The following is a 23757-nucleotide window of genomic DNA, read 5'->3' as shown; positions in this document are numbered from 1 at the left end:
CTATTGTGACAGAAGCGCCGAAGGACAATCCGTCTTCCGGCGCTTTGTCATTTTCTCCCCTCTCTCTTTCTTCTCATGCGCCAAAACGCTTATAATGGATGTAACGAATAAAAACCAAGTGAGGAATGCGACGTATGAAACAGCAAAAAAAACGCCGGGTGACATTGCAGCAGGTCGCTGAACATGCCGGCGTCTCAACATCCACCGCTTCATTAATCGTCCGCAATAATCCGCGAATTTCCGAAGCGACCCGTGAGAAAGTGCTGCAATCCATGCGGGAGCTGGGGTACGTATATGATCGGGTCGCCGCGAATTTGCGATCACAGACGTCCACAACGGTCGGATTGATTATTACTGACATTTCCAATACGTTTTTCTCAGAGTTTCTGATCGGCGTTCAGAATACGCTTGAGGAAGTCGGATTAACGGTGCTGTTAGGCACGACATTTGATTCCGTCGCCAAGCAGGAGCAGCTGATCTCGACCATGCTGGAGCACAGGGTCGGCGGATTGATTTTGTGTCCGGTTTCAGGTACGGCTGAGGAAACCCTTTCCCGCCTTGAGCAGCTTGACATTCCGGTCGTGCTCGCCGTCAGGGAGATTGCCGAGGCCGACTGTGATTTTGTCGGAGCCGATTATGAGGAAGGCACCTATAAGGCAGTGCGTCATTTCATTGAGAAAGGCCATCAGGAGATTGCGTTTCTGGGCGGCGTGAAGCACTCGTCAACATGGACGAAGCGCATGAAAGGGTTTAAAAAAGCGCTCCGTGAAGCGGATCTGGAAGTGAAAAATGACTATGTCATTGACAGCGCGCCGACCCGCGAAGCAGGCTGTGAAGCCGTGACGGAGCTCCTCCGCCGGTCTGAGCGCCCGACCGCGATTTTCTGCTTCAGTGATTTGGTCGCGTTCGGCGTCATGCAAGGGATCAGAAAAGCCGGGCTCATTCCGGGCGAAGATATTGACATTGTCGGCTTTGATAACGTGCCGGAAGCTGAAATTTCTTATCCCCCGCTTACAACCGTTTCTTCCTTTCCGCGGCAGTCGGGAAAAGAAGCGGCTCAATTGCTGCATCATAAAATCACCAGTTCCCAGCACAAAAAACAACGCATTATTCTGGCGCCTGAGCTGGTCATCCGGGAATCTTCACAAAAAAAGCGGAACGCCTGATACGGCGCTCCGCTTTTATATTACGCAAGCAGTTTTAATGATTCGCGGTTGAATGCTGGTATGTCATCCGGTGTGCGGCTTGTGACCAGCTGGTTCTGGCAGACGACGACTTCTTCATCCACAACATTCGCGCCCGCGTTTTCCATGTCGATTCGGATTGATGTAAACCCTGTCGCTTTGCGCCCGTCCAATGCTTTCGCGTTAATGAGAAGCTGAGGTCCGTGGCAAATGGCGAACACCGGTTTTTTGTCATCCATAAACGCTTTGGCAAATTGGACGAAACGGTCATCCGCACGCAGCATGTCAGGCGAGAATCCGCCCGGGATCAGCAATGCGTCAAAGTCTTTCGGATTCACATCATCGATGGACGCATCCACTTTCACTTCCGCTTCCCCTTGTTTGCCTTTGACTGTTTTTCCTTTTTCCTGTTCAATTACGGTTAATTCATGACCTGCATCTTTAAAAGCTTTCGCAGGTTCAGTATACTCGACATCCTCAAAATAATCCGTTAATACAACTGCAATTTTTTTACCCATAGTTACTACCTCCTGCTTGATGAAGTCTACATAAATCCATGTACCCCAGCCACACTAACATCAAACATAGGTAACGCGTTTGCCGCTCATCCGTTTTACATAGGTCATTATCCTCATTTTTCATCTTTTTACAAGAATCATCATGAAATCTATATGAACTTTCACAAAATATTCTTACAATGGTACTGCATGACAAAATTTGTTGAAAGGTGGAGAACAGGTGAGAATACAGAAAAGACGATGCAGCGTCAATATGACACTCCGTATTCTGCTGCCCCTAGTTATGATACTTAGTCTAATCCTCCCAACATCACCCATTAAAGCAGAAGAAAACAAATCCTCCAGTGTGAATCTCAGCATTTTAGCCACAACTGACGTTCACGCTAACATGATGGACTACGATTACTACAGCGACAAACCGACAACGGAATTCGGGCTGGCCCGAACGGCTCAGCTTATTGAGAAGCACAGGCGCGAAAACCCGAATACGCTGCTTGTCGATAACGGAGACCTGATTCAGGGGAATCCCCTCGGAGAATACGCCGTAAAATATGAGAAAAATGATATTATTTCAGGCGCAAAGACCCATCCGATCATTGAAGTGATGAACAGTCTGCATTATGACGCAGGAACACTCGGCAATCATGAATTTAATTACGGGCTTGAATTTCTGGACGGGACAATCAAAGGCGCTGATTATCCGATCGTTAACGCCAATGTGAAAACATTAAGCGGCGAAAACCGTTATACGCCTTATGTCATAAAAGACAAAACCGTCACGGATGAAAACGGCGGCAAGCATCAGATAAAAGTCGGCTACATCGGCTTTGTTCCTCCCCAAATCATGACGTGGGATAAGAAAAATCTCGAAGGCCGCGTTCAGGTCGAAGACATTGTGGAATCCGCAAAGAAAACCGTTCCGAAAATGAAAGCTGAAGGAGCCGATATCGTCATCGCCCTCGCCCACAGCGGCATCGAAAAAAAAGCGCAGTCTTCCGGAGCGGAAAACGCCGTTTTTGACCTGGCAACGAAAGTCAGCGGAATTGATGCGATCGTATCCGGCCATCAGCACGGGCTTTTCCCTGATGCCGAATACAAAGGCGCTGATCAATTTGACGTCGATAAAGGCACGATTAACGGCATCCCCGTTGTCATGTCAAGCAGCTGGGGCAAATATGCGGGCGTCATCGACCTCCGGCTTGAAAAAACAGACAGCGCGTGGCATGTGGAAGATGCAAAAGGCAGCATCGAGCCGATTGCCGGCAATGTGACGTCGGAAAACGAAACCGTCGTCAATACCGTCAAAAAAGCGCACGAAGGCACATTGAAATACATCAGAGAACCCGTCGGCCAGACAAAAGCCGATATCAACAGTTTCTTCGCCCAAGTCAAAGATGATCCGTCCATTCAAATCGTAACGGATGCGCAAAGATGGTACGCCGAAAATAAGATGAAGGATACGGAATACAAAGATCTGCCTATCCTCTCGGCGGGCGCCCCGTTTAAAGCCGGCGGGCGGAACGGCTCAAACTACTATACAAACATTTCCGCTGGCGACCTCGCCATCAAAAACATCGGCGATTTGTACCTGTATGACAACACGGTTCAGATCGTCAAGCTGAACGGAAGCGAAGTGAAAGACTGGCTCGAAATGTCCGCAGGGCAATTTAATCAGATCGATCAGGCAAAAGGCGGCAGCCAAGCGCTTTTAAATGACGCCTACCGCTCATACAATTTTGATGTCATTGACGGTGTCACCTATCAGGTCGATGTCACAAAACCGGCGAAATACAACGAAAACGGAACAGTCATTCATCCCGATGCAAGCCGGATCGTCAACCTTTCTTATCAAGGAAAGCCCGTCAGCGCCAAGCAGGAATTTCTGATCGTCACAAATAATTACCGCGCTTCAGGCGGCGGAGGATTCCCTCACTTAAGCAATGATAAAATCGTATACTCTTCTGCCGATGAGAACAGGCAGGTCTTAATGGATTACATCATCCAGCAGAAAACGATTAATCCGCAGGCTGATCATAACTGGTCCATCCTTCCGGTCAAAGGGGCAAACATGACATTTGAATCTTCCTTGGCCGCAAAGCCGTTTGCCGACCGCGCAGATGACGTCGCCTATATCGGTGAATCACAAAACGCGGGCTACGGACAGTACAAGCTCCAATTCAAAGATGATGAACCGGGCACAGATCCGCCGAAAGATGACGCATGGAAACTCACCGTTATGCATACAAACGACACGCACGCCCACCTTGATAACGCGGCGAGGCGGATGACGAAAATCAAAGAAATCAGAAGCGAAACCGACCGCAGCATTTTGCTGGATGCGGGAGACGTTTTCTCAGGCGATCTCTATTTCACAAAGTGGCAGGGGCTGGCTGATTTAAAATTGATGAACAGCATGGGTTACGACGCAATGACTTTCGGAAATCATGAGTTTGATAAAGGCCCGGGTGCTCTCGCCAGCTTCCTGAGCGGGAACGGAAGCGCGGCTGACCCGTCCGGAAAATACAATTTTCAAGCGCCTGACTTTCCGCTCGTCAGCTCAAATGTCGATGTGTCCAAAGAGTCAAAACTCAGACCATTCATGAAAAAAGCAGACACATTTACGGCAGGGAAAAAGAAAAAAGCAGGCATCTATCCATACATTCTGCTTGATGTAAACGGAGAAAAAGTCGCCGTATTCGGCTTAACGACAGAAGATACGTCCGTCACATCAAGCCCGGGAAAAAGCATTGTCTTTCATGATGCCTTCCAATCCGCACAAGATACGGTAAAAGAAATACAGAATAAGGAACATGTCAATAAAATTATCGCCCTGACCCATATCGGGCATCAGCGTGATCTCGATCTTGCCAAAAAGGTAAAAGGCATCGACTTGATCGTCGGCGGACATACGCATACGCTTGTAGATAAAATGGAAGTTGTCAAAAACGAAGAGCCGACCATCGTCGCCCAGGCAAAAGAATATGGCGAATATTTAGGCCGTGTCGATGTCGCATTTGACAAAAACGGCATCGTCCTGCCGGAACAATCCTCTCTTCAGGCGCTGCCAGTGAACGAGCAGACGAAAGAAGACCCGGATCTGAAAAAAGAGCTTGATCCGTTTAAAAAAGAGCTCGTCTCCGTCAAAAATGAAAAAGTCGGCTCAACAAAGGTCGCACTTGACGGCCAGCGCGAGCATGTCCGCTCCAAAGAAACCAATCTCGGAAACTTCATCGCGGACGGCATGCTGCAAAAAGCGAAGGAAGCGGCCGGCGCCCAAATCGCGATCACAAACGGGGGCGGCATCCGCGCGGGCATTGATAAAGGAGACATCACACTCGGCGATGTGCTGAATGTGATGCCGTTCGGCAACACGCTTTACGTCGCGGATTTAACCGGAAAACAGATCAAACAAGCCTTGGAGCAAGGGTTAAGCGGAATTGAGGCTCAAGGCGGCGCCTTCCCTCAAGTTGCCGGTTTAACATACACGTTTACACTGAATAAAAAGCCGGGACACCGCGTTCTTCAAGCTGCGGCCGTACAGGATGACGGCAGCGTAAAGCCGATTTCTGATAAGAAGACATACAGAGTCGCCACCAGTAACTTTGTCGGTGAAGGCGGAGACGGATATTCCGTCTTTAACGAAGCGTCCCATAAAGAAGACCTTGGCTTTGTCGACTATGAGGTCTTCACCGAGCAGCTTGAAAAAGCGGGAAAAGCGGTGGAACCGAAAGTTGACGGCCGCGCGCAGGAAGTGTACCTGCCGACGAAACAAAAAAACGGTTCGTGGACGCTTGAAGATGACAGCGCATTTGCCGCCTATGCCAAAAACGCCAACACGCCGATCGTGTATTACGATAAGAATGACGGCGCCAAAAAGCCGATTGATCTCAGCGTGACCAAAAAACAAATCGGCCTGTTAAAGGACAGAACATCGGATTCTTCCCTTACGATCCTGCATGACAAGTTCAGCATGAAAATGCCGATGGCAAACGCTGCTTCAGCTGATACACGATTCGGCGTGACGCCGAAAGGAAAAGTAAGCGGGGCGCTTTCAAATGTATACGACTTTACAATGAAGCAGAAAAACAAAGACATCAAAACATTCAAAGCGCCGGTAAAGCTCACCCTGCGCATTGAGAATACGAAAAAGGCGAAACAGCCGGGCATTTACCATGTAGACCGGAAAAAGAACGTCTATACAAAAATAGACAACGGTTCGGTTTCACACGATCTCGTCACGGGCTATACAAATCATTTCAGTGAATACACCATATTAAACGCAAACACGAAGAGCGCGCCGCCGCCAAGCGGAGACCAAGGCTCCGGAAAGCAGCCAAGCGGACAAAAACCGTCATCCGGCCCTGCACAGGACGGGGTATCGCCGGGCGGCCTGCTTCCTGATACGGCCACAACGATGTATTCCATCCTTCTTGCCGGGTTACTCATCAGCGTGCTCGGAACGGCACTGTATCTGCATCAAAGAAGAAAAGCAAAAAAAGTGAACGACGCATAAAAAGACCGCTTTTATCGGGCGGTTCATCCAAAAGCTCTCCTGATCTGGTATCAGGGGAGCTTTTTCTCTTGGTCCCCCTCTGAGTCGACAGCCGTACGGCCGAGTGATAAAATATGAACGTTATTCGCGAAAGACTGCATCCGCATCGTTTAACACTTCACGGCAGGGCCTCTCTTTCATACGGCGCCGCCTGTTTGGAGGACTTTTTTTGAAGATAACAGGACACAAACGAAACCGCATGTCTTACAAGAAAAAGCTGTTTTACGTGATAACAGCGCTCTGTTTTATCAGCTCGCTCATTTTTGTCACTCACAATGCTTCTTTTTATGAGCGGCCGATTGCCAAAGTGACGAAAACAACATTGGAACATCAGTCTGACGTACAGGACATGCATAAAAACAAAGATAAGATTTTCAATCAGACGATCACTGCCAGACTTGAAAACGGCAGTCAGAAAGGACAGCTCATTCATTTGTCCAATCAGTATTCATCATCCGGAGCGAATGATCAGAAATATTCGATTGGCGATGAAGTATTCGTTTCTATTGATAAAGGGAAACCATCAAACAAGGATATATCGGGAAGCATTATAGATAAAAAACGGGATAAACAGCTTTTGCTGATCGCTTGGGTTTTCATCTTCACCTTGCTTATCGTCGGCAAAAAACAAGGCTTCTTTTCGATCGTCAGCCTGATGTTTAACGCCGTTTTACTGTCGTTTGCATTAGATTTGTACAGGAAGCATCCTAATATAGGGTTAATTTTCATCTGCGGTATCTGTATTCTCATCTTTACTGTCATCTCATTGCTGCTTGTCAGCGGTTTTCACGCGAAAACATACGCAGCCATTGCCGCGACGCTCGCAGGCACTTTCGTTTCCCTGCTGATTACGTATCTGGTAATGCTGGCAACCGGTGAGAAAGGTCTCAGATATGAGGAAATGCAGTATTTAACCCGCCCTTATCACACGGTGTTTATGGCCGGGGTATTTATCGGATCACTGGGAGCGGTCATGGATGTAGCCATTACCATGACGTCATCTGTCTTCGGATTATATGAAGAAAACAAGGGAATCTCATTACAAGCTCTCAGACGTTCCGGGATGGAGATCGGAAAAGACATCATGGGGGCGATGACCAACATTCTGTTTTTTGCTTATATAAGCGGCTCTATTCCGATGATGCTTTTGTATTTGAAAAATGATTCCCCGATAGGATTCACTCTTTCTATGAACATTTCCTTGGAAATAGCCAGAGCATTGGCCGGAGGGATCGGAATCGTATTAGCCATACCCGCCAGTCTGTATGCTTCTATCTTTTTTATTAAACGAAAGAAGGCAAGCTCATGAATGTCATCGTAATTCTCGCGGCGATTTTATTTCTATTGATGGTCATCATCGGCGGAAAAAAAGGAGCGAGGTCTTTTATTGCGTTATTCTTAAATTTCGGTGTTCTCTTTCTCACCATCATTTTCATGACAGACCCGCATATCAATCCGATTGTTTTAACATTGCTCTCTTCCGCCGTGATTTGCAGCATTACTCTTTTTTATATAAATGGAGGAAACGTCAAAACCGTAACCGCCTTTATTTCTGCAATGCTGACGATTGTACTGCTGCTGTTTTTTATTATGTCTGTAACAAAACATACTTCAATTCAAGGATTCGGTGAAGAAGAATTGGGTGATATCGGCATATTCACACTGTTTGTCGGGGTGGATTTTGTGAAGGTTACCGCAGCCATGATCATCATGGGCACGATAGGGGCGATTACCGATGTCGCGATTTCCATTACTTCACCCATGCGGGAAATTTACAGTCATAATCCGTCCATGAGCAGAAAAGATCTGTACACATTCGGATTAAGCATCGGGAGAGATATTTTAGGAACGAATACGAATACGTTATTCTTTGCTTTTTTCGGCAGCTATTTGGCTTTAATTATCTGGTTTAAAGACTTATCATACTCAGCTGAAAAAATAGTGAACTCAAAAGTATTCAGTGCGGAAGCCGTCACCATTCTTTGTGCCGGAATCGGGATCGGCATCATCATTCCCGTTACGTCCTGGATCACCGCCTGTTTTTTAGCAAAACCAAATAAACGTTAAAAGCTGCCGGGACACGCCCGGCAGCCTTTTTTATCTTATACCCACTTTACAACGTCTTTTGAGGCAGATCTTGTTTTCGGGCGCGGTTCTCTGACACGGTAGCCGAATGCGGCCATAACAGAGATGTCGAAACTTCCGTTTTCCAGAAGCCCTTCTTCTTCAAGAATCCGGTGAATTTCTTTGTAGTTGAAGCCTTCTACAGGGCAGGAGTCGATTCCGATCTGCGCAGCGGCTGTCATCATATTGCCGAGAGCGATGTATGTCTGTTTGGATGCCCAGTCAAACAGCGCGCGATCTGATTCAATCAGATTGAAATCATTTTTCTGGAAATCTTCCGTTTTGCTGATATAGCCTTCATACATATCTTCCGGCATTTTTTTGACTTCCCGCAAGTGGTTTTTGACATAGTCGGCGTCAAAACGGATATCCTTTGCCGTCCGGGCAAGCAGAAGTACGAAATGGCTTGCGGTCGGCAGCTGCTTTTGCGCGCCCCATGTGAACTCGCGGAGTTTTTCACGAAGCTCCGGATTTTGAACGACGACAAATTTCCAAGGCTCCAAACCGAGTGAGCTTGGGGATAATCTTCCCGTTTCTAAAATGAATTCAAAATCGCTTTCTGAAATTTTTTTCTCAGGATCAAATTCCTTTGTGGCGTGTCTGAATTGATACGCTTCGATGATCTGCTGTTTTTTATCTGACATTCATGATCTCTCCTTTTCAATCGTTATGTACTATTGTAGCCATTATTTTTGAAAGTACCAGTACGCACATTTTTGTTGGATAGTATTCATTTTGATACTGACAAAAAAACGGGCTGCCGCGGCAGTCCGTTTTTATTTTTCTCTTCTCGCAAAGTCGACGAAACGGAATTTATCGAGCCTGTGCCGGCTTTCCGTGTACTGAAAGAGGCTGGTATCCTCCAAAAAGACGCGGTTTTTCACGACCGCCATATGGCTGAACCCGCCTAGATCCAAATACTTCCGGTCCTCCTCCCCCGCCGGCTCCACGACAATTTCCTTTTGCGCGTAGCTGATGGAGAGGCCAAGTTCTCCTTCGAGATACTCATAGATCGAATCTTCACAAATCGCCTTCGTCAATAGAGGCACATGTTTTTTCACAAAGTAATCCTTGTCCAAAATAATATGTTCTCCGTCAATCCGTCTTGATCTGACGACTTCCCACACCTTTTCATCCGCTTCTGTACCAAGCTCTTTTGCGGCTTCTGAGGGAGGCAGGATCAGCCCGAGACGGTGAACCGTCGTTCTCGTCTCTTTTCCGAGCGTTTCCGAAAGCTCTTTGAAGCTGATCAGGCCTGAGACGGGAAAACGCATTTTTTCTCTGTCTAATATGACGGAGCCTTTGCCTTTGATTTTCTGGATGTAGCCGTTTTGCGCCAGCATATTGAGCGCTTTGCGGACGGTTTCTCGTGATGTGCCGTATTGATCGCACAAATCATTTTCAGACGGAAGAACGTCTTCAGCCTGCCGCTGGCCGCTTTCGATCTGCCGCACCATATCTTTATAGATTGTGATGTATTTATTCACTTTCATTTGACCACCCAGATTAGTGTATCACGCTTTTGTCAGATGATAAACGATCGATTCATACGGACGGAGCGTCAATCGTTCCGGCCGCCCTTCCCTCGGTTCATCATTCGTCAGCAGCACCGTAAACCGCCAGCCGTCCGTGTCTTTAAACGGAACCGTAAAGTCCGCTTCTTTCCCGTAGAAGTTGTTGATGCACAGCAGTTTTTCATCCTTGCCGTGTCTGACGTACGCCAGAACCGCCGGATCGTCTTCAGCAAGCAGCTCAAACGTTCCTTCAGTCACGATGTCATATTCCTTTCTGAGCATGATGAGCTTCTGATAATGGTAGAAAATTGAATCCGGGTCCCGCAAAGCCGCTTCCGCGTTAACGTCCCGATAATCATCCGCCGCCGGAATCCAAGGCGTGCCCGTCGTGAAACCGCCGTGCGGCCCGCTGTTCCACTGAATGGGGGTTCTTGCATTGTCTCTTGATTTCTCTTTTAAAATGGCGATAATGTCTTTTTCGGGCACGCCTTCTTCCTTCATCTTTTTGTAAATATTCAATGATTCGACATCGCGGTATGAGCCGATGTCATCGAATTTCGGATTGCCCATGCCGATCTCTTCACCTTGATAAATGTAAGGCGTGCCCTGCATCATATGAATGGCCGCCGCCAGCATTTTGGCTGATTTCGTCCGGTATACGCCGTCGTCTCCGTATCTGGATACGGCCCGCGGCTGGTCATGGTTGCACCAGAATAATGCGTTCCAGCCTCCGCCTTTTTGCATCTCCGTCTGCCAAAACGCTAAAATCCGTTTCAGCTTCAGAAAATCAAACGGAGCGAGCGCCCATTTTTCACCATTCGGATAATCCACTTTTAAATGGTGAAAGTTAAAAGTCATATCGAGTTCTTTATTCTCAGGGTTTGTGTACCGGATGCAGTGGTCAGCCGTTGTCGAGGACATTTCACCGACCGTCATGCTGTCATATTTCGAAAACACTTCCCGGTTCATCTCATGGAGAAATTCGTGCACGCGCGGCCCGTCCGTATAATAAGGGCGCCCGTCACGCCCATCCTCGGCATCAGGAAACGATTGGTCTTTAGAAATGAGGTTGATCACATCCAGCCGGAAACCGTCGATTCCTTTTCGGAACCAAAAATGCATCATGTCGTAAACCTCTTTTCTCATCTCTTCATTTTCCCAGTTCAAATCGGCCTGCGACACATCAAATAAATGCAGATAGTGCTGGCCTGACGCCGGGTCGAGCTCCCAAGCGGAACCGCCGAATTTTGATTCCCAGTTGTTCGGCGCCCGGCCGTCTTCCTTTCCGTCTTTCCAAATGTAAAAATCCCGATACGGACTGTCGGGTGACGAGACCGCTTCTTTGAACCACCGATGCTCGACTGATGTATGGTTGACGACAAGATCCATAACGACCTTGATTCCTCTTTTGTGCGCTTCATCGAGAAGGCGTTCAAAATCCTCCATCGTTCCGTACTCTTCATAAACGGTGCAGTAATCGCGAATGTCATAACCGTTGTCATTCTGCGGCGAATCGTAAATCGGCGTAAGCCAAATGACATCAATCAAAAGCTTCTGCAAATAATCAAGCTTCTCGATAATACCGTTCAGATCACCGATCCCGTTTCCCGTCGTATCATTAAAGCTCTTCGGATAAATTTGATATACCGCTGCCTTTTTCCACCATGGTGTGCTGTCTGTTTTCATTTTTCTTCACCGCCTGTAATGTTTTGAATTGAAAGGGAAAAGGGACAGCCTGATAGAAGGCGCCCCGCAGGTTTTCTATTTTTGCCGTTTCAGCCGCGCATACCCGTATGTTCCCGCAAACGGGAGAATCAGCACGATCAGCATTCCGATCGCAAACGGACCCCAGTACCGGCTCATAATGGAGAAGATCCCCGGCACGCCGCCGACTCCGACCGAGCTTGCGAGAACGCCTTTGACGGAGATGAACATCCCCGCGATTCCCGAACTGATCATGGCAATCACAAACGGAAATTTGTAACGAAGATTCACGCCGAAAATCGCCGGCTCGGTAATGCCCAAATATGCGGAAATGCCGGCCGTCAGTGAAAGCCCCCGCTGTTTTTTATCTTTTGTAATCAGCATCATGGCCAAAGCCGCCGATCCTTGAGCGATATTTGACAATGCGAGCATCGGCCATAAAAATGTGCCGCCGAGCTTTGATCCGATTAATTGAAGATCGACCGCGAGAAACGTATGGTGCATCCCCGTGATCACAAGCGCCGAATACAGCCCTCCGTACAGCAGGCCTCCGATGGCGGAGAATTGTCCGAAAACGGCAATCAATCCCGCCGTCAGCGCGTTACCGATCGCAAAGGTAATCGGACCGATGATGACAAAGGATAGAAAACCGATGACCAAAAGCGTCACCGGCGCGACGACCAACAGCTGAATGCCCTCCGGCGTCCGTTTCGTCAAAAAGAGCTCAAGCCTGGCAAGTAAATAAGACGCCAGCAGAATCGGGAGCACCTGACCTTGATACCCGACTTTCTGCACCTCAAGGCCGAACAGGTTCCACACCGGAATATCGCCGCTCTGCTCGGCAGCCCCGTAGCCCCATGCGTTTAACAGATCAGGATGCACCAGCATCAGCCCGAGCACGATGCCCAAAAGCGGGCTTCCTCCGAACCGCTTCACTGCCGACCAGCCGATTAAAGCCGGCAGAAAAGCGAAAGCCGTCCCCGCGATCAGATTAATCATATTGGCGAGATCCGCCCATTGCGGATACACTTGGACAATCGATTTCGTGCTGTAGAAAATGCCTTCCGCCGTTAAGATATTGTTCAGACCCATTAACAGCCCGGCCGTGACGATCGCCGGCAAGATCGGAATAAAGATGTCCGCAAGCGTTTTCACAGCACGCTGTAAAGGATTCATTTTTTGCGCCGCCGCCTTCTTCACGTCATCCTTGGACGCTTCACCCATCCCCGTTTCCTTCACTAATTCCGCATATACTTTGTTGACCGTCCCCTGCCCGATCACGACTTGAAACTGCCCGTTTACCGCAAAAGATCCTTTGACAATGTCTATTGCATCAAGCATTTTTTGGTTTACCTTGGTTTCATCTATTAATGCAAACCGCAAACGCGTCACACAATGAGTCGCCGCCTCAATATTTTCAATTCCGCCGACAGCTTCAGCGATCTGCCGCGCAGCCCGGTTAAACTCACCCATGCCAACCCCTCCGTAACCGTTTTCATTTTGTCTCGCAAACTTGTATATACATGTTTATGACTCTATTGTAATGATGTATATACATGTCGTCAATCTATTTTTATAGCGCTTTCATCACAAATATACTGCGAAAGACCCTGAAACAAAAAAAGCCCCGCCGGAACCGGGCCTTGACTTCTTGTTTGGTCGGGAACATGTCCGGGCGAAATTCACAACAGGAGCACAAAAAGCATACAGTACTGTACAACTAAGTTAAAGAGGTGTGAAGAGATGCCATCCACTGTTATCAACCTGTACTATTTGAAGATTAACAGTATTTCTGGCAACGGATCTATTACGATTGGGGAAGCGGCATACAACAGTCCCACCACAAATAACAAATCACAAGGACTGAACTCTTCATTCGGCGATACGTCACCTATAGAATCGATGATGGAGAACTTGTTAAATGATCCTGATGTCAACGACCAGACAGAAATCGGAACCGCAGATACCGCAAATGTTATGCCGGTACCGCCGACTATAGATTAAAGGGGTTTTTATGAATGCCTTACCAAATTAACGTCGTCAATATAAAAGTAAACGGAGCAACGCAAAACGGAAACGTCGATATCGGTCAGACCGTACAAAACAGCCACACCGCCAACAGCAAATTTGTCGGCGCGAACTTTTCTTTAGGGGATTTTTCGCCGGCCGCCGGATGTTTGAATTCGGGCCATCTTGACCCTGACGTGAGCGATCAGGATCAGATCGCCAACCCGTCAATGCCGATCGCAAATCAAATATAGGGAGGTTCTGCCGAAGTGGATATCGAAAAAATGAGAAAGTGGCTTGAGATTACGAACGAGCACAAGCCCAGCGACTTTTGGACTAATGTCCTGAAACGGAAATCTCCCGAAGATTTTTTCTCCTTACAAAAAAACACCCTGACTTATGATATTTATCAGGATGAACAGTACACATTTGTCATTGTGGAAATGCCCGGCGTTTACGAAGAAGAATTGACATTGAGGCTGCTGTCAAGGACACGGCTGCATATAAAAGGCAACATCACACCCCTTTTCCCAAAGAACATGGGAGTTTGCCAGAACCGATATTACGGGGAAATCGATGAGACGATTGAGCTTCCTGAACCGGCTGAGCCCCACCTGTTACAGGCGCAGTGCGTAAACGGCCTGCTCCACATTTCCTGCCCGCGCCTTATGGAGCACATTCCTTTTCAGAAAAACATATAAGGAGCCGGCTTACGGGCGGCCCAGCCGTCTGTACACTTTCTCCTTATAATGAGAAGATGCGGGTTTTGAGAACATGGCTTTCTCCTCCGTCAGTTTGTCGAGTCTGACTTGTTTTTCCGTCCGTTTGTTCCGCAGGTGATCCCGCTCCTGTTCATTGCGGCACTTGGCGATCAAATAATCGAGCGTCATCAGCTCTTTCTTCAGCGCGCCCTCATCCTCGGCGATCCCGGCGTTTTTTAATATGCGGTAGCCCATTCTGAGCGACTCCGGAAGATGTGCGGCATCGTCTTTCGGCAGGGGCTTTCCCATTCCTTTGATGCCGGCGAACTCTCCATCCTTAATGGCGCGCTTGATTTTATCTTCAGCCACGATATGGGCAATATCCATCACTGTTCACCTCTTTTTTCAATAGAACCGGGTATGATCATACGGAAACACAAATCCCAGTTTGTGCCATTTATATGTTTTAAAGCTGTCATTCAACAGATCAACCGCCGTTGCGACAGCGTTTTTCGCCCTTTTTCCGATGAGCCTTTTCCACCTTTTCTATTTGCTGGTTTCATGGTATATTGATTACGTTCGTTTTTTCTATCGTTCCGTGTAAACCGTGATCGGAAAAAAGGAGTGTAACAATGAAAACATTTATAAAAGAAAGAGGACTTGCCTTCTTCTTGATAGCGGTCGTGTTATTGTGGGTGAAAACATATGTCGCTTATATTTTAAACTTTAACCTCGGCATAGACAACACGATCCAGAAAATATTGCTTTTTGTGAATCCGCTGAGCTCCAGCTTGTTCTTTCTTGGATTTGGGCTTCTTTTCAAGAAAAAATTACAGCAGACAGCCATTATTGTGATTCATTTTTTATTGTCTTTTTTGCTTTTTGCAAACATCGTCTATTATAGATTCTTTAATGATTTCATTACCATCCCGGTCATGATGCAGGCAAAGACAAACGGCGGCCAGCTCGGAGACAGCGCGTTCTCGTTAATGAGATGGACAGACGCCTTCTACTTCCTGGATACCGTCATTTTGATTATTTTGGCCCTTAAGATGAAAAAACCGGCTGAAAAACCGGCGAAGAAATCATTCAGAATCGTTTTGGCTTCCGCCGTGCTTATGTTCCTGATCAACCTCGCCGTCGCGGAATCCGACCGTCCTGAGCTTTTGACACGCTCATTTGACCGAAACTATCTGGTGAAATACTTGGGCACGTACAACTTTACGATTTACGATGCCGTGCAGAATGTGAAATCAAACAGCCAGCGCGCGCTTGCCGATTCAAGCGATGTAACGGATGTGGAAAACTATATGAAGGCCAACTATGACGTGCCGAATAACGTCTACTTCGGAAAAGCCGAAGGAAAAAACGTCATCTACGTCTCATTAGAGTCTCTGCAATCCTTTATCATTGACTATAAAATTAACGGCAAGGAAGTGACGCCGTTTTTAAATAAGCTGGCGCACGATAATCAAACATTCTACTTTGATAACTTTTTCCACCAAACGGGACAAGGTAAAACATCTGATGCGGAATTTATGATGGAGAACTCTCTGTACCCGCTTTCGCAAGGTTCGGTTTTCGTCAATAAAGCGCAAAACACGCTGCAGTCCGTTCCTGCGATCTTAAAAGGCAAAAAGTACACGTCTGCCGCTTTCCACGGAAATACGCAGACTTTCTGGAACCGTAACGAAATGTACAAAGCGGAAGGCATCGATAAGTTTTTCGATTCCGCTTATTATGACATGAGCGAAGAAAACACGAAAAACTACGGCATGAAAGATAAACCGTATTTCAAAGAATCCATGCCGCTCTTAAAGAGCCTGCCGCAGCCGTTCTATACGAAGTTCATTACGCTGTCCAACCACTTCCCGTTCGGAATGGATAAAGAAGACACGGACTTCCCTGCGGGAGACTTTGGCGATTCAGTCGTTAATAATTACTTCCAGTCCGCGAACTATCTGGATGAATCAATTGAACAGTTCTTTCATGACCTGAAAAAAGACGGCCTGTACGATAAGTCGATTATCGTGATGTACGGAGACCACTACGGCATCTCCGAAAACCATAATAAAGCGATGGCGAAAGTGCTCGGCAAAGATGAGATCACTGAATACGACAATGCCCAGCTTCAGCGGGTGCCGCTCTTTATCCACGCTCCCGGCGTGAAAGGCGGCCGCAATCATAAATTTGCCGGTGAAGTCGATGTCGCGCCGACCGTTCTTCATCTGCTCGGCGTCGATACGAAAGATTATCTCATGTCAGGTTCAGATATCTTATCGAAAGAGCACAGAGAAGTCATTCCGTTCCGTAACGGAGACTTCATCTCACCGAACTATACGAAAGTGTCCGGCAAGTATTACGATACGAAAACCGGAAGACTTTTAGATGATTCAGAAGTCGACAAAAAAGAAGACTCTCTCGTCAAGACTGAGCTTGAAATGTCTGATAAGATCATCAACGGCGATCTGCTTCGTTTCTATCAGCCGAAAGGCTTTAAGAAAGTGGATCCTTCACAATTCGATTATACGAAGCGTGAAGATTCCTCAGCAGATGATCAAAAAGAATAAACAAAAGCCAGATCATATCAATGATCTGGCTTTTTTATGTTCAGCTCCCGGCGGCGGCCATAGAGCGCTTTTGCAGGCTGTCGGAAAGAACTGAATAAGCGACGACTTTCTTTTTCTGCTGTTTGACGACATCTACATGATCTTCGTAGCTGTATACAAACACCGTCACATCTTTTTTCCCTTTTCTCGTCTTAATGACAAGCGGATCGGCTCCGTTTTGCGGATGAAGATAACGCTCTTCATCCCCTGGGTATATATAATGCCGTTCGATAAACACGGCTTCGTTAAAATCATCAATCACCCGGCGTTTGTCTTCGCCTTCCAGACGTTTTCCGCCGAGGGAAACGGCAGCGGACGCGTCACTGAGCTTTGAATGGGTTTCAAACTTGCGGAGGATCCATTCCACCGCTCCGGTAGGAAGGCATGTCAGCACAATCTTAATCAGGCTTATGACAACAATTGAAACAACTGCAATCCATGTCACCTTACATCATCTCCATACTTGTTCTACATGAATCTTAACATAGAAGAAAACGTTGTTTTTTGTACATTATGTGAAACTTGATATATGTTCAAAAAAAATCCGGATCACATAGGTGATCCGGATTTTTCAAGTCTGCTTCTGGTCGTCACGGCGGACGGCTTCTCTCAGCTCTTCCGCGACAAATTCGACGTTCGGCCCGATAATGACCTGCGCCGTTTTATTCCCCGTTTTGATAACCCCTTTTGCTCCCGCTTTTTTAAGCGCCGCCTCATTAATGAGAGACGTATCCTGCACGGTCAGCCTGAGGCGGGTCGCACAGTGATCAATCGTTTCGAGGTTTTGCCTGCCGCCGAGCCCCTTGAGCATGGCATGTTCTTCGACGGAACCGGCCGTATCTTCACTAAGCACTTCTTCCTCTTCCTCATCATCTTCCCGTCCCGGCGTTTTCAAGTTTAACGTTTTGATGAGCATATAGAAGACGACAAAATAGATCACTGCATAACAAAGCCCGACAACGAGCAGCAAAAGCGGTTTTTCGGCAATGCCGTAGCTGAGGAGATAATCGATCGCCCCCGCCGAGAATGAAAAACCTGACCTGATTCCGAGAACATTCACGATAAATAAAGAGAACCCGGTTAATATAGCATGAACCCCGTACAAAAGCGGTGATAAAAACATAAATGCAAATTCAATCGGCTCTGTAATTCCGGTAATAAATGCCGTCAGCGCGAGACCGATCATCATTCCGGCCGTCGCTTTGCGCTTGCTTGGCTTAGCCGCGGCAATCATTGCCAGACATGCGGCAGGAAGCCCGAACATCATAATCGGGAAGAATCCCGTCATATAAGTTCCCGCCGTCGGATCCTTCGCAAAGAAGCGGGCCAGATCTCCCGTTTTTCCGTGAAAATCGCCAAACTGGAACCAAAAAATATTATTCAGCACATGATGAAGGCCGAATGGAATCAAAAGCCGGTTAAAAATCCCGTAAATCCCGGCGCCGATTCCGCCAAGCCCGATCATCCATTCCCCGAAAGACGTAATCACCGACTGAATCGGCGGCCACACAAATCCGAAGATCCCCGCCAAAATAATGGTAATCAGCGCCGTTACAATCGGAACGAGCCTGCGCCCGCTGAAAAACCCGAGATATTCGGGCAGCTTCGTATCTTTAAAGCGATTATACGTGTATCCCGCAATTAACCCCGCGATAATCCCTCCGAAAACGGCCATATTATTTGTCGAATTGATTGATTTTACAGCCGCGTCCAGCATGATATAAGAAATTGCTCCCGACAGAGCGGCGGCCCCGTTGCTGTCTTTGGAAATCCCGATCGCGATTCCGATCGCGAAAATCAGCGGCAGATGATCAAATACCGCGGTCCCCGCCGCGTAAATGAACGGAATATTTAATAAGTCCTCTCTGCCGATGGCCAAAATAATACCAACGGCGGGCAGAACGGCAATCGGAAGCATAAATGATTTTCCGAGTTTTTGCAAAAATTGAAGCATTTTACCCATCCCCCTTCTTTTTTCTTAAATATACCACATAAGTTATCTAGTGATCTATACCAATTTTCCTTCATTTATTCACATAAGGCTTGTTGGTTTTCTATTTATAAACCAGTTGTGGTAAGCTTGAATCAGATGATTAAAAATAGAAAGCGGGAATGACAATGATTGTAACGAACGATCAAGAATTAGAAGGCCTTAAAAAAATCGGCAGAATCGTCGCGCTGGCGCGTGAAGAAATGAAGAAAAAAGCCGAGCCCGGCATGAGCACGAAAGATCTTGACCTGATCGGAAAGGCGGTGCTTGACGAGCACGGAGCCGCTTCCGCTCCGGAGAAGGAATACGATTTCCCGGGCGTGACATGCATCAGCGTAAATGACGAAGTCGCTCACGGCATTCCGAGCGCCTCTAAAATCTTAAAAGCCGGAGATCTTGTAAATATCGATATTTCGGCGGAGTTCGGCGGTTTTTATTCCGATACGGGAATTTCATTTGTACTCGGAGAAGGCGATGAACGTCTGCAAAAGCTTTGTAATTGCGCAGCATCCGCATTTCAGAAAGGATTGGATCAGGCAAAAGCCGGCAAACGCCAAAACCAGATCGGCAGAGCCGTCTATCATGAAGCCCGCTCCAATGGATTTACCGTTATTAAAACGCTGACGGGCCACGGAATCGGCAGAAACCTCCATGAAGCGCCGAACCACATCATGAATTACTATGATCCGTTTGATAACGCGCTGTTTAAAAACGGAACCGTGATCGCGCTTGAGCCGTTTATTTCCACGAAAGCGGAAACGATTGTTGAAGCGGGAGACGGCTGGACGTTTAAAACGCCGGATAAAAGCCTTGTCGCCCAAGTGGAACACACCATCGTGATCACAAAAGACAAACCGATTATTTTAACTGCATTGTAATGTTTCATCTCCCTTCCAAACAGGTATACAACAACTAACCCGAAGGAGGGAGACGCATGAAAAAAGATAAAGAAAAAATCAAAATCGAAAACGAAATACACGCCATGCACGGCGTAACGAAACAGCAGATTTTAGAGGATTTCGAGGAATTTAAGGCGTACCTTCATCAGAAAATTTCCGCCGGAAAAAAACTGGGCCTGGATGACAGCAAAATCATCAAAAGCGCCGCCATCCTCGGGGACTATCTCGCCAAACACGAGGAGCCCCGCAATGCGGAAGAAAAACTCTTACAAGAACTGTGGGACATTGCGGATGACAATGAAAAACAGCATTTGGCCCAGCTTCTCGTCAAACTTGCCGGACACTGATACAGTGCCCGGCTTTTTTATGCTCCGTTATAAGAGTTGTGCTACACTGGACATATGTCTGTGAAAGGAGCCATTTTTCAACATGTGGTTTATTATCTTTGGGTTTATTTTCTTTATTGAAAGCATCATTCTCACCGTTTACGGAGTGAAGAAAAAGAAGGGGATGCTGGTTTATTTCGGCGTCGTTTTCGGAATCATGACACTCGGAACGGTGCTGTTAAAATTAACCGGCCATTAGGCATGAAAAGACCGCCCTTTACATATATATGTAAGAAAGCTTTACATCTCTGAATCGAAAGTCTCAGTTTTTGCGTTATCCCTTTTCAGCGTCTTTTTATAGATGTTACAATGCCAAAAGTTTGGCAAAAACTGAAGAAACTCTCCTCAACGGGAGAACGGAGAAAGGAGTTTTCTGACATGCATTATGGCAGTAAAGGCTGGTATGTAGAAGAGTTAAAGAAAAAAGGAATTACCCACTATGAAGGAAGAAAGCTTCAAAGCTTCAAAAAGTACTTCCTTGCCAATCTGCTGGAAACAAAAAAACAAGCATAACGTAAATCAGCCGTGCTGTCAGTGCAGCACGGCTTTTTTCTATACATTAGTGAGCCTGTCTCTTTTTTTAAGGAAGGACTCCCTCCAGCTTTCTGACAGCGCTTCTTCCCGCAGTATTTCTTCAATCGCTGACAGATTGCCGGAATCACGATATTTCACTTCATTCGCATACCAGACGGAAATGCTTTCTTTTCCTCTCGACAGACGCTTGAGGACGGGACGCGGATCGACATATCCTTCTTCAAGCACCCTGAAATAAAAGCCGGTAAATCCCGTCTGCTGTACACGGAGCACCATATCTTTGATGCCATATTTGAGCGCGAGTTTGACGCAGGGCTGGCGCGGCTGGCTTACTTGAACGACGGCTTCCCCCAGCTGAAAGACGTCTCCGATCCACACGTCTTGTTCGGCAAGTCCTTTGACCGTTACATTCTCCCCGAACGCGGCGGCGGGAAGTTTTCTCGCGAGCGTTGTTTCCCAATATGAATAATGCTCGGCGGGATACACGCACACCGCTTTATCGGGGCCTCCGTGATTCTTCAGATCAGCCTGCCCGTCCCCGTCAAAATGGGTTTTATACAGCATGACGGGAGAATCTGCGGGCCGCTTTATGATGCCGGAATTGATTTGTCTGCCGGCAAATTCATGAATTGCGGGCTTTCCGAGATTGATAGATAAGACAGAATAGTCTTGCGTCACCTCGTTCACATCCTTTGCGAAATCTCATATCTTTCCTTTATCATAGTAAGAAAAAGGTGGTTTTTCCATGCTTCAATATCATATGATTGCAGACGGCCGGGTTCAGGGCGTAGGTTTTCGCTACTTCGTCCAGATGGAAGCCGACAGACATAAGGTAGCCGGCTGGGTAAAAAACCGTGATGACGGCCGGGTGGAAATCCTTGCCGAAGGTCCTGAAGAGTCGTTAAAACAATTTGCCGAAGCAGTCAGAAAAGGCAGCCCCTTCTCAAATGTCACCGGCATAACCATCGAAGAATCACACCGTCTGAAAGGGTACCGCACTTTTACCATCAGTTACTGATAAGGCTTGTCCTGATAATAATAATTCGGCTTCACAATCGTATTGTCATATGATTTATGGAAAATGTGGGTGGAAGCCGGCGAGATCGGCGGAATCAGCCAGGTCCAGTCGCCCGTCAGCTTTCTGCCCGCGTCTTGTTCCTGTTCTTCAAAGCGTTTAAATTGATTCGCCGCCGTATGGTGATCGACAATGCTGACACCGTGTTTTTTGTATGAATAGAGCACTGCCTTATTCAGTTCCACCAGCACCTGATCCTTCCACAGGTCGGTATTCAGGCTGGCGGAAATCCCCATGACCGCAGCGGCTTTTTTGAGCATATCATACCGTTTTTCGTCAGCAAGGTTCCTTGCGCCGATTTCGGTTCCCATATACCATCCGTTAAAAGGCGCCGCGTTGTACGACAGCCCGCCGATTTCAAGCCTCATATCGGCGATAATCGGAACCCCGTACCATCTGAGATTTAAATCGGCAAACTCTTCAATATCCGGATGGGTGATCGGCACTTCTTTCACGAGCGTCTGAGGCAGGTCATACCAGACCGGCTTCCCGTCCCCTTTCATCCGGAAAAGCAGCGGCAGAATATCAAAATCGGTCCGCTTCCCGCGCCAGCCGAGTTTTTCGCAGACAGCCGTCAGCTCATATGATGCCGGATCACCGACTCTTCCTTTTTCAGTCTCATATCCCGCATAGCGGATGAGCTGGTGATTCCAGATTTCCACTTGCTTCTCCCCATTCTTCTCAGGGGGGAAAATCGTAATCGTCGGTTTAATTTTTCCGCCGTTCGTGGCGATTTCAATATGTTCAAATAATGCGTCGCGCACCTCTTCTTTCGTTTTCACACCGCGCCGGTCAATGACGTTCAGCGATTGCCAGAACAGACGCCCGATACAGCGGTTGCTGTTGCGCCACGCCATTTTCGCCCCGTGTTCAAGCTCTTCCGCCGTATGGACGTAACTTCCCGTCCGATCTATCTCATCTTTTATCGCGTGCAGACGCGCGTTGATTTCCGATTCCATTCCGAGTTCCTGATAGCAGACATCAATAAAACCCTTCGCCTCATCCCAAAGTATTTCCGTATGTTTCAAAAAACTCTCTCCTTCAATTTACATCTGTTTCCCATTGTATCGTTTTTAAGAGTGAACACAATGGTTTTTTTGTATCATACTGGAAACTGCAAAGAAAAAACACCTGTGATGTTCGCAGGTGTTTTACAAAACGGAATGCAGTTTTTCAGCCAGTGTAAGCAAATCCTCACGGTAGTTTTTTCCCGTCATCGGAATTCCGTGACCCGTCAAAAGCGCTTCCGGCTCCAGTTCGGCCAGTTTCTGAACGGATGCGGCCGCCGTCTGCGTATCCGCTGTAAAATAAGCGGGCGGCCCGTGAAGCTCTTGCTTTTGAATGACAACGTCCGCAAGCGATTCCTGTTCAACAGTGATCACGGCATCACCGGCAAGCAGAACGCGGTCTTTATCCCGGAATAATGAAATATGGCCGGGTGTGTGGCCGGGCGTATGCACCCATTTCCATTCTTCAAGAAACGGAACGGTACCGTCTGAAGGCAGTGCCTGAACGGACGGAATGCGGATCGTATGGCGCGGAAACAGCGGTGACAGCTTTGCGACAAGCCCTTTTTTCGCATCGGGCCTGGCAGGCGGATAATCCGCTTTCCCCGTGACGTACGGGAGCTCCTTTTCATGAATGTAAACCGGCACATCCCAAAGTTCAAGCAGCTCTTCAATCGCACCGACATGATCAAAATGACCGTGTGTCAAAATGACCGCCTTCAGCTGATACCCCTCTTTGAATCGGCGTTTCATTTCTTCTGTTATCATCTCCGCCGATTGAGGCATTCCCGCGTCAACCAGAATGATTTCCTGCGGAGCTGAGGGATTTTCGATAAAGTAAACATTCGCAATCTGCACGGTCAGTCCGTAAACGCCGTCCGCCGCTTTAAAACCGGCCCCGCTTCTCACTGAAAAAAGCGGCATAAACGGATCACTCATCATGACACCTCCTC

The 23757-nt window shown here is 47.5% G+C and carries 24 protein-coding genes; 13 read left to right on the top strand and 11 right to left on the bottom strand.

Features of this window, described 5'->3' with window-relative positions; translation table 11 throughout:
- The first annotated feature begins 134 nt into the window (after positions 1–134).
- A complete protein-coding gene (locus OTK50_RS16500; protein WP_150941072.1) occupies positions 135–1166 on the top strand; it encodes a LacI family DNA-binding transcriptional regulator in 1032 nt (343 codons plus the stop codon).
- Positions 1167–1186: 20 nt separating this feature from the next.
- Here the strand turns inward: OTK50_RS16500 and OTK50_RS16495 are convergent, their stop codons facing one another.
- A complete protein-coding gene (locus OTK50_RS16495; protein WP_003155578.1) occupies positions 1187–1702 on the bottom strand; it encodes a type 1 glutamine amidotransferase domain-containing protein in 516 nt (171 codons plus the stop codon).
- Positions 1703–1922: 220 nt separating this feature from the next.
- Here OTK50_RS16495 and OTK50_RS16490 point away from each other — a divergent pair, with 220 nt between their 5' ends.
- From OTK50_RS16490 to OTK50_RS16480, 3 genes are all read left to right on the top strand, one after another.
- Positions 1923–6215: a multifunctional 2',3'-cyclic-nucleotide 2'-phosphodiesterase/3'-nucleotidase/5'-nucleotidase gene (locus tag OTK50_RS16490; protein WP_266121964.1), complete on the top strand. Its 4293-nt coding sequence runs from the start codon at positions 1923–1925 to the stop codon at positions 6213–6215.
- A 208-nt stretch (positions 6216–6423) separates the two neighbouring features.
- Entirely contained in the window at positions 6424–7563 is a 1140-nt protein-coding gene (locus OTK50_RS16485) for a YibE/F family protein (protein ID WP_007408501.1), read from the top strand.
- Complete coding sequence (locus OTK50_RS16480; protein WP_007408500.1) at positions 7560–8321, top strand: YibE/F family protein; 762 nt, start codon at positions 7560–7562, stop codon at positions 8319–8321. The genes OTK50_RS16485 and OTK50_RS16480 overlap by 4 nt, the downstream gene beginning before the upstream one ends.
- 35 nt (positions 8322–8356) lie before the next feature.
- On the opposite strand, the gene OTK50_RS16475 is transcribed toward OTK50_RS16480, so the two are convergent.
- The 4 genes from OTK50_RS16475 to treP all read right to left on the bottom strand — a co-directional run bounded on the left by OTK50_RS16475 (position 8357) and on the right by treP (position 13069).
- Positions 8357–9022, bottom strand: coding sequence for an NAD(P)H-dependent oxidoreductase (locus OTK50_RS16475; protein WP_020955501.1), 666 nt, complete (start codon positions 9020–9022; stop codon positions 8357–8359).
- 132 nt (positions 9023–9154) lie between these two features.
- The gene (treR, locus tag OTK50_RS16470; protein ID WP_007408499.1) at positions 9155–9871 is read right to left on the bottom strand and encodes a trehalose operon repressor; all 717 of its coding nucleotides are present in this window, start codon (positions 9869–9871) and stop codon (positions 9155–9157) included.
- Between the two features lie 21 nt (positions 9872–9892).
- Entirely contained in the window at positions 9893–11578 is a 1686-nt protein-coding gene (gene treC / locus OTK50_RS16465) for an alpha,alpha-phosphotrehalase (protein WP_007408498.1), read from the bottom strand.
- A 75-nt stretch (positions 11579–11653) separates the two neighbouring features.
- On the bottom strand, positions 11654–13069 hold the full coding sequence (gene treP / locus OTK50_RS16460) for a PTS system trehalose-specific EIIBC component (RefSeq protein WP_020955500.1): 1416 nt from the start codon (positions 13067–13069) through the stop codon (positions 11654–11656).
- Positions 13070–13339: 270 nt separating this feature from the next.
- On the opposite strand from treP, the gene OTK50_RS16455 reads away from it, so the two are divergent.
- From OTK50_RS16455 to OTK50_RS16445, 3 genes are read left to right on the top strand one after another with little or no spacing between them, the layout of a single operon-like run.
- Positions 13340–13600 carry a spore germination protein gene (locus OTK50_RS16455; protein WP_014417185.1) on the top strand — a complete coding sequence of 87 codons (261 nt, stop codon included), beginning with the start codon at positions 13340–13342 and terminating at the stop codon, positions 13598–13600.
- Positions 13601–13614: 14 nt separating this feature from the next.
- On the top strand, positions 13615–13857 hold the full coding sequence (locus OTK50_RS16450) for a spore germination protein (RefSeq protein ID WP_003155595.1): 243 nt from the start codon (positions 13615–13617) through the stop codon (positions 13855–13857).
- Between the two features lie 15 nt (positions 13858–13872).
- Positions 13873–14304 (top strand): Hsp20/alpha crystallin family protein, encoded by a 432-nt coding sequence (locus OTK50_RS16445; protein ID WP_038457280.1) that lies wholly within the window; start codon positions 13873–13875, stop codon positions 14302–14304.
- Positions 14305–14313: 9 nt separating this feature from the next.
- Here the strand turns inward: OTK50_RS16445 and OTK50_RS16440 are convergent, their stop codons facing one another.
- Positions 14314–14691: a DUF1992 domain-containing protein gene (locus OTK50_RS16440; RefSeq protein WP_007610033.1), complete on the bottom strand. Its 378-nt coding sequence runs from the start codon at positions 14689–14691 to the stop codon at positions 14314–14316.
- 245 nt (positions 14692–14936) lie between these two features.
- Here OTK50_RS16440 and OTK50_RS16435 point away from each other — a divergent pair, with 245 nt between their 5' ends.
- Positions 14937–16874 (top strand): LTA synthase family protein, encoded by a 1938-nt coding sequence (locus tag OTK50_RS16435; RefSeq protein ID WP_020955498.1) that lies wholly within the window; start codon positions 14937–14939, stop codon positions 16872–16874.
- 40 nt (positions 16875–16914) lie between these two features.
- On the opposite strand, the gene OTK50_RS16430 is transcribed toward OTK50_RS16435, so the two are convergent.
- Positions 16915–17358, bottom strand: coding sequence for a YfmQ family protein (locus OTK50_RS16430; protein ID WP_007408492.1), 444 nt, complete (start codon positions 17356–17358; stop codon positions 16915–16917).
- Positions 17359–17484: 126 nt separating this feature from the next.
- Positions 17485–18867 carry an N-acetylglucosamine-specific PTS transporter subunit IIBC gene (gene nagE, locus OTK50_RS16425; protein WP_015239387.1) on the bottom strand — a complete coding sequence of 461 codons (1383 nt, stop codon included), beginning with the start codon at positions 18865–18867 and terminating at the stop codon, positions 17485–17487.
- Between the two features lie 164 nt (positions 18868–19031).
- On the opposite strand from nagE, the gene map reads away from it, so the two are divergent.
- The 4 genes from map (at position 19032) to OTK50_RS16405 (ending at position 20701) form a co-directional block, all read left to right on the top strand.
- Positions 19032–19781 carry a type I methionyl aminopeptidase gene (map, locus tag OTK50_RS16420; protein ID WP_007408490.1) on the top strand — a complete coding sequence of 250 codons (750 nt, stop codon included), beginning with the start codon at positions 19032–19034 and terminating at the stop codon, positions 19779–19781.
- A 56-nt stretch (positions 19782–19837) separates the two neighbouring features.
- Positions 19838–20149 carry a DUF3243 domain-containing protein gene (locus OTK50_RS16415; RefSeq protein ID WP_003155607.1) on the top strand — a complete coding sequence of 104 codons (312 nt, stop codon included), beginning with the start codon at positions 19838–19840 and terminating at the stop codon, positions 20147–20149.
- 82 nt (positions 20150–20231) lie between these two features.
- On the top strand, positions 20232–20387 hold the full coding sequence (locus tag OTK50_RS16410) for a hypothetical protein (RefSeq protein WP_007610027.1): 156 nt from the start codon (positions 20232–20234) through the stop codon (positions 20385–20387).
- 179 nt (positions 20388–20566) lie between these two features.
- Positions 20567–20701 carry a YflJ family protein gene (locus OTK50_RS16405; RefSeq protein ID WP_003155609.1) on the top strand — a complete coding sequence of 45 codons (135 nt, stop codon included), beginning with the start codon at positions 20567–20569 and terminating at the stop codon, positions 20699–20701.
- A gap of 39 nt (positions 20702–20740) precedes the next feature.
- On the opposite strand, the gene OTK50_RS16400 is transcribed toward OTK50_RS16405, so the two are convergent.
- Positions 20741–21400, bottom strand: coding sequence for an MOSC domain-containing protein (locus OTK50_RS16400; RefSeq protein ID WP_017419099.1), 660 nt, complete (start codon positions 21398–21400; stop codon positions 20741–20743).
- A gap of 67 nt (positions 21401–21467) precedes the next feature.
- Here OTK50_RS16400 and OTK50_RS16395 point away from each other — a divergent pair, with 67 nt between their 5' ends.
- On the top strand, positions 21468–21740 hold the full coding sequence (locus OTK50_RS16395) for an acylphosphatase (protein ID WP_025284412.1): 273 nt from the start codon (positions 21468–21470) through the stop codon (positions 21738–21740).
- Here the strand turns inward: OTK50_RS16395 and nosA are convergent.
- Positions 21734–22825 (bottom strand): nitric oxide synthase, encoded by a 1092-nt coding sequence (gene nosA / locus OTK50_RS16390; protein WP_094031581.1) that lies wholly within the window; start codon positions 22823–22825, stop codon positions 21734–21736. The two genes, OTK50_RS16395 and nosA, sit on opposite strands and share 7 nt — an antisense overlap.
- A 123-nt stretch (positions 22826–22948) precedes the next feature.
- A complete protein-coding gene (locus tag OTK50_RS16385) occupies positions 22949–23743 on the bottom strand; it encodes an MBL fold metallo-hydrolase (RefSeq protein ID WP_072588895.1) in 795 nt (264 codons plus the stop codon).
- Between the last annotated feature and the right edge of the window lie 14 nt (positions 23744–23757).

The sequence above is a fragment of the Bacillus sp. NEAU-CP5 genome, assembly GCF_026420705.1.
Lineage (GTDB): Bacteria > Bacillota > Bacilli > Bacillales > Bacillaceae > Bacillus > Bacillus velezensis.
Note: the sequence above shows the minus strand (reverse complement) of the source record. Positions and strands in the feature narration are given on the sequence as shown.

What these genes read in the sequence shown, in the direction of transcription:
- OTK50_RS16500 (WP_150941072.1), top strand. Translation starts at nt 135, where the DNA reads ATGAAACAGCAAAAAAAACGCCGGGTGACATTGCAGCAGGTCGCTGAA.
- OTK50_RS16495 (WP_003155578.1), bottom strand. Translation starts at nt 1,702, where the DNA reads ATGGGTAAAAAAATTGCAGTTGTATTAACGGATTATTTTGAGGATGTC.
- OTK50_RS16480 (WP_007408500.1), top strand. Translation starts at nt 7,560, where the DNA reads ATGAATGTCATCGTAATTCTCGCGGCGATTTTATTTCTATTGATGGTC.
- OTK50_RS16475 (WP_020955501.1), bottom strand. Translation starts at nt 9,022, where the DNA reads ATGTCAGATAAAAAACAGCAGATCATCGAAGCGTATCAATTCAGACAC.
- treR (WP_007408499.1), bottom strand. Translation starts at nt 9,871, where the DNA reads ATGAAAGTGAATAAATACATCACAATCTATAAAGATATGGTGCGGCAG.
- treC (WP_007408498.1), bottom strand. Translation starts at nt 11,578, where the DNA reads ATGAAAACAGACAGCACACCATGGTGGAAAAAGGCAGCGGTATATCAA.
- treP (WP_020955500.1), bottom strand. Translation starts at nt 13,069, where the DNA reads ATGGGTGAGTTTAACCGGGCTGCGCGGCAGATCGCTGAAGCTGTCGGC.
- OTK50_RS16455 (WP_014417185.1), top strand. Translation starts at nt 13,340, where the DNA reads ATGCCATCCACTGTTATCAACCTGTACTATTTGAAGATTAACAGTATT.
- OTK50_RS16450 (WP_003155595.1), top strand. Translation starts at nt 13,615, where the DNA reads ATGCCTTACCAAATTAACGTCGTCAATATAAAAGTAAACGGAGCAACG.
- OTK50_RS16440 (WP_007610033.1), bottom strand. Translation starts at nt 14,691, where the DNA reads ATGGATATTGCCCATATCGTGGCTGAAGATAAAATCAAGCGCGCCATT.
- OTK50_RS16435 (WP_020955498.1), top strand. Translation starts at nt 14,937, where the DNA reads ATGAAAACATTTATAAAAGAAAGAGGACTTGCCTTCTTCTTGATAGCG.
- nagE (WP_015239387.1), bottom strand. Translation starts at nt 18,867, where the DNA reads ATGCTTCAATTTTTGCAAAAACTCGGAAAATCATTTATGCTTCCGATT.
- map (WP_007408490.1), top strand. Translation starts at nt 19,032, where the DNA reads ATGATTGTAACGAACGATCAAGAATTAGAAGGCCTTAAAAAAATCGGC.
- OTK50_RS16415 (WP_003155607.1), top strand. Translation starts at nt 19,838, where the DNA reads ATGAAAAAAGATAAAGAAAAAATCAAAATCGAAAACGAAATACACGCC.
- OTK50_RS16410 (WP_007610027.1), top strand. Translation starts at nt 20,232, where the DNA reads ATGTGGTTTATTATCTTTGGGTTTATTTTCTTTATTGAAAGCATCATT.
- OTK50_RS16405 (WP_003155609.1), top strand. Translation starts at nt 20,567, where the DNA reads ATGCATTATGGCAGTAAAGGCTGGTATGTAGAAGAGTTAAAGAAAAAA.
- OTK50_RS16395 (WP_025284412.1), top strand. Translation starts at nt 21,468, where the DNA reads ATGCTTCAATATCATATGATTGCAGACGGCCGGGTTCAGGGCGTAGGT.
- OTK50_RS16385 (WP_072588895.1), bottom strand. Translation starts at nt 23,743, where the DNA reads ATGAGTGATCCGTTTATGCCGCTTTTTTCAGTGAGAAGCGGGGCCGGT.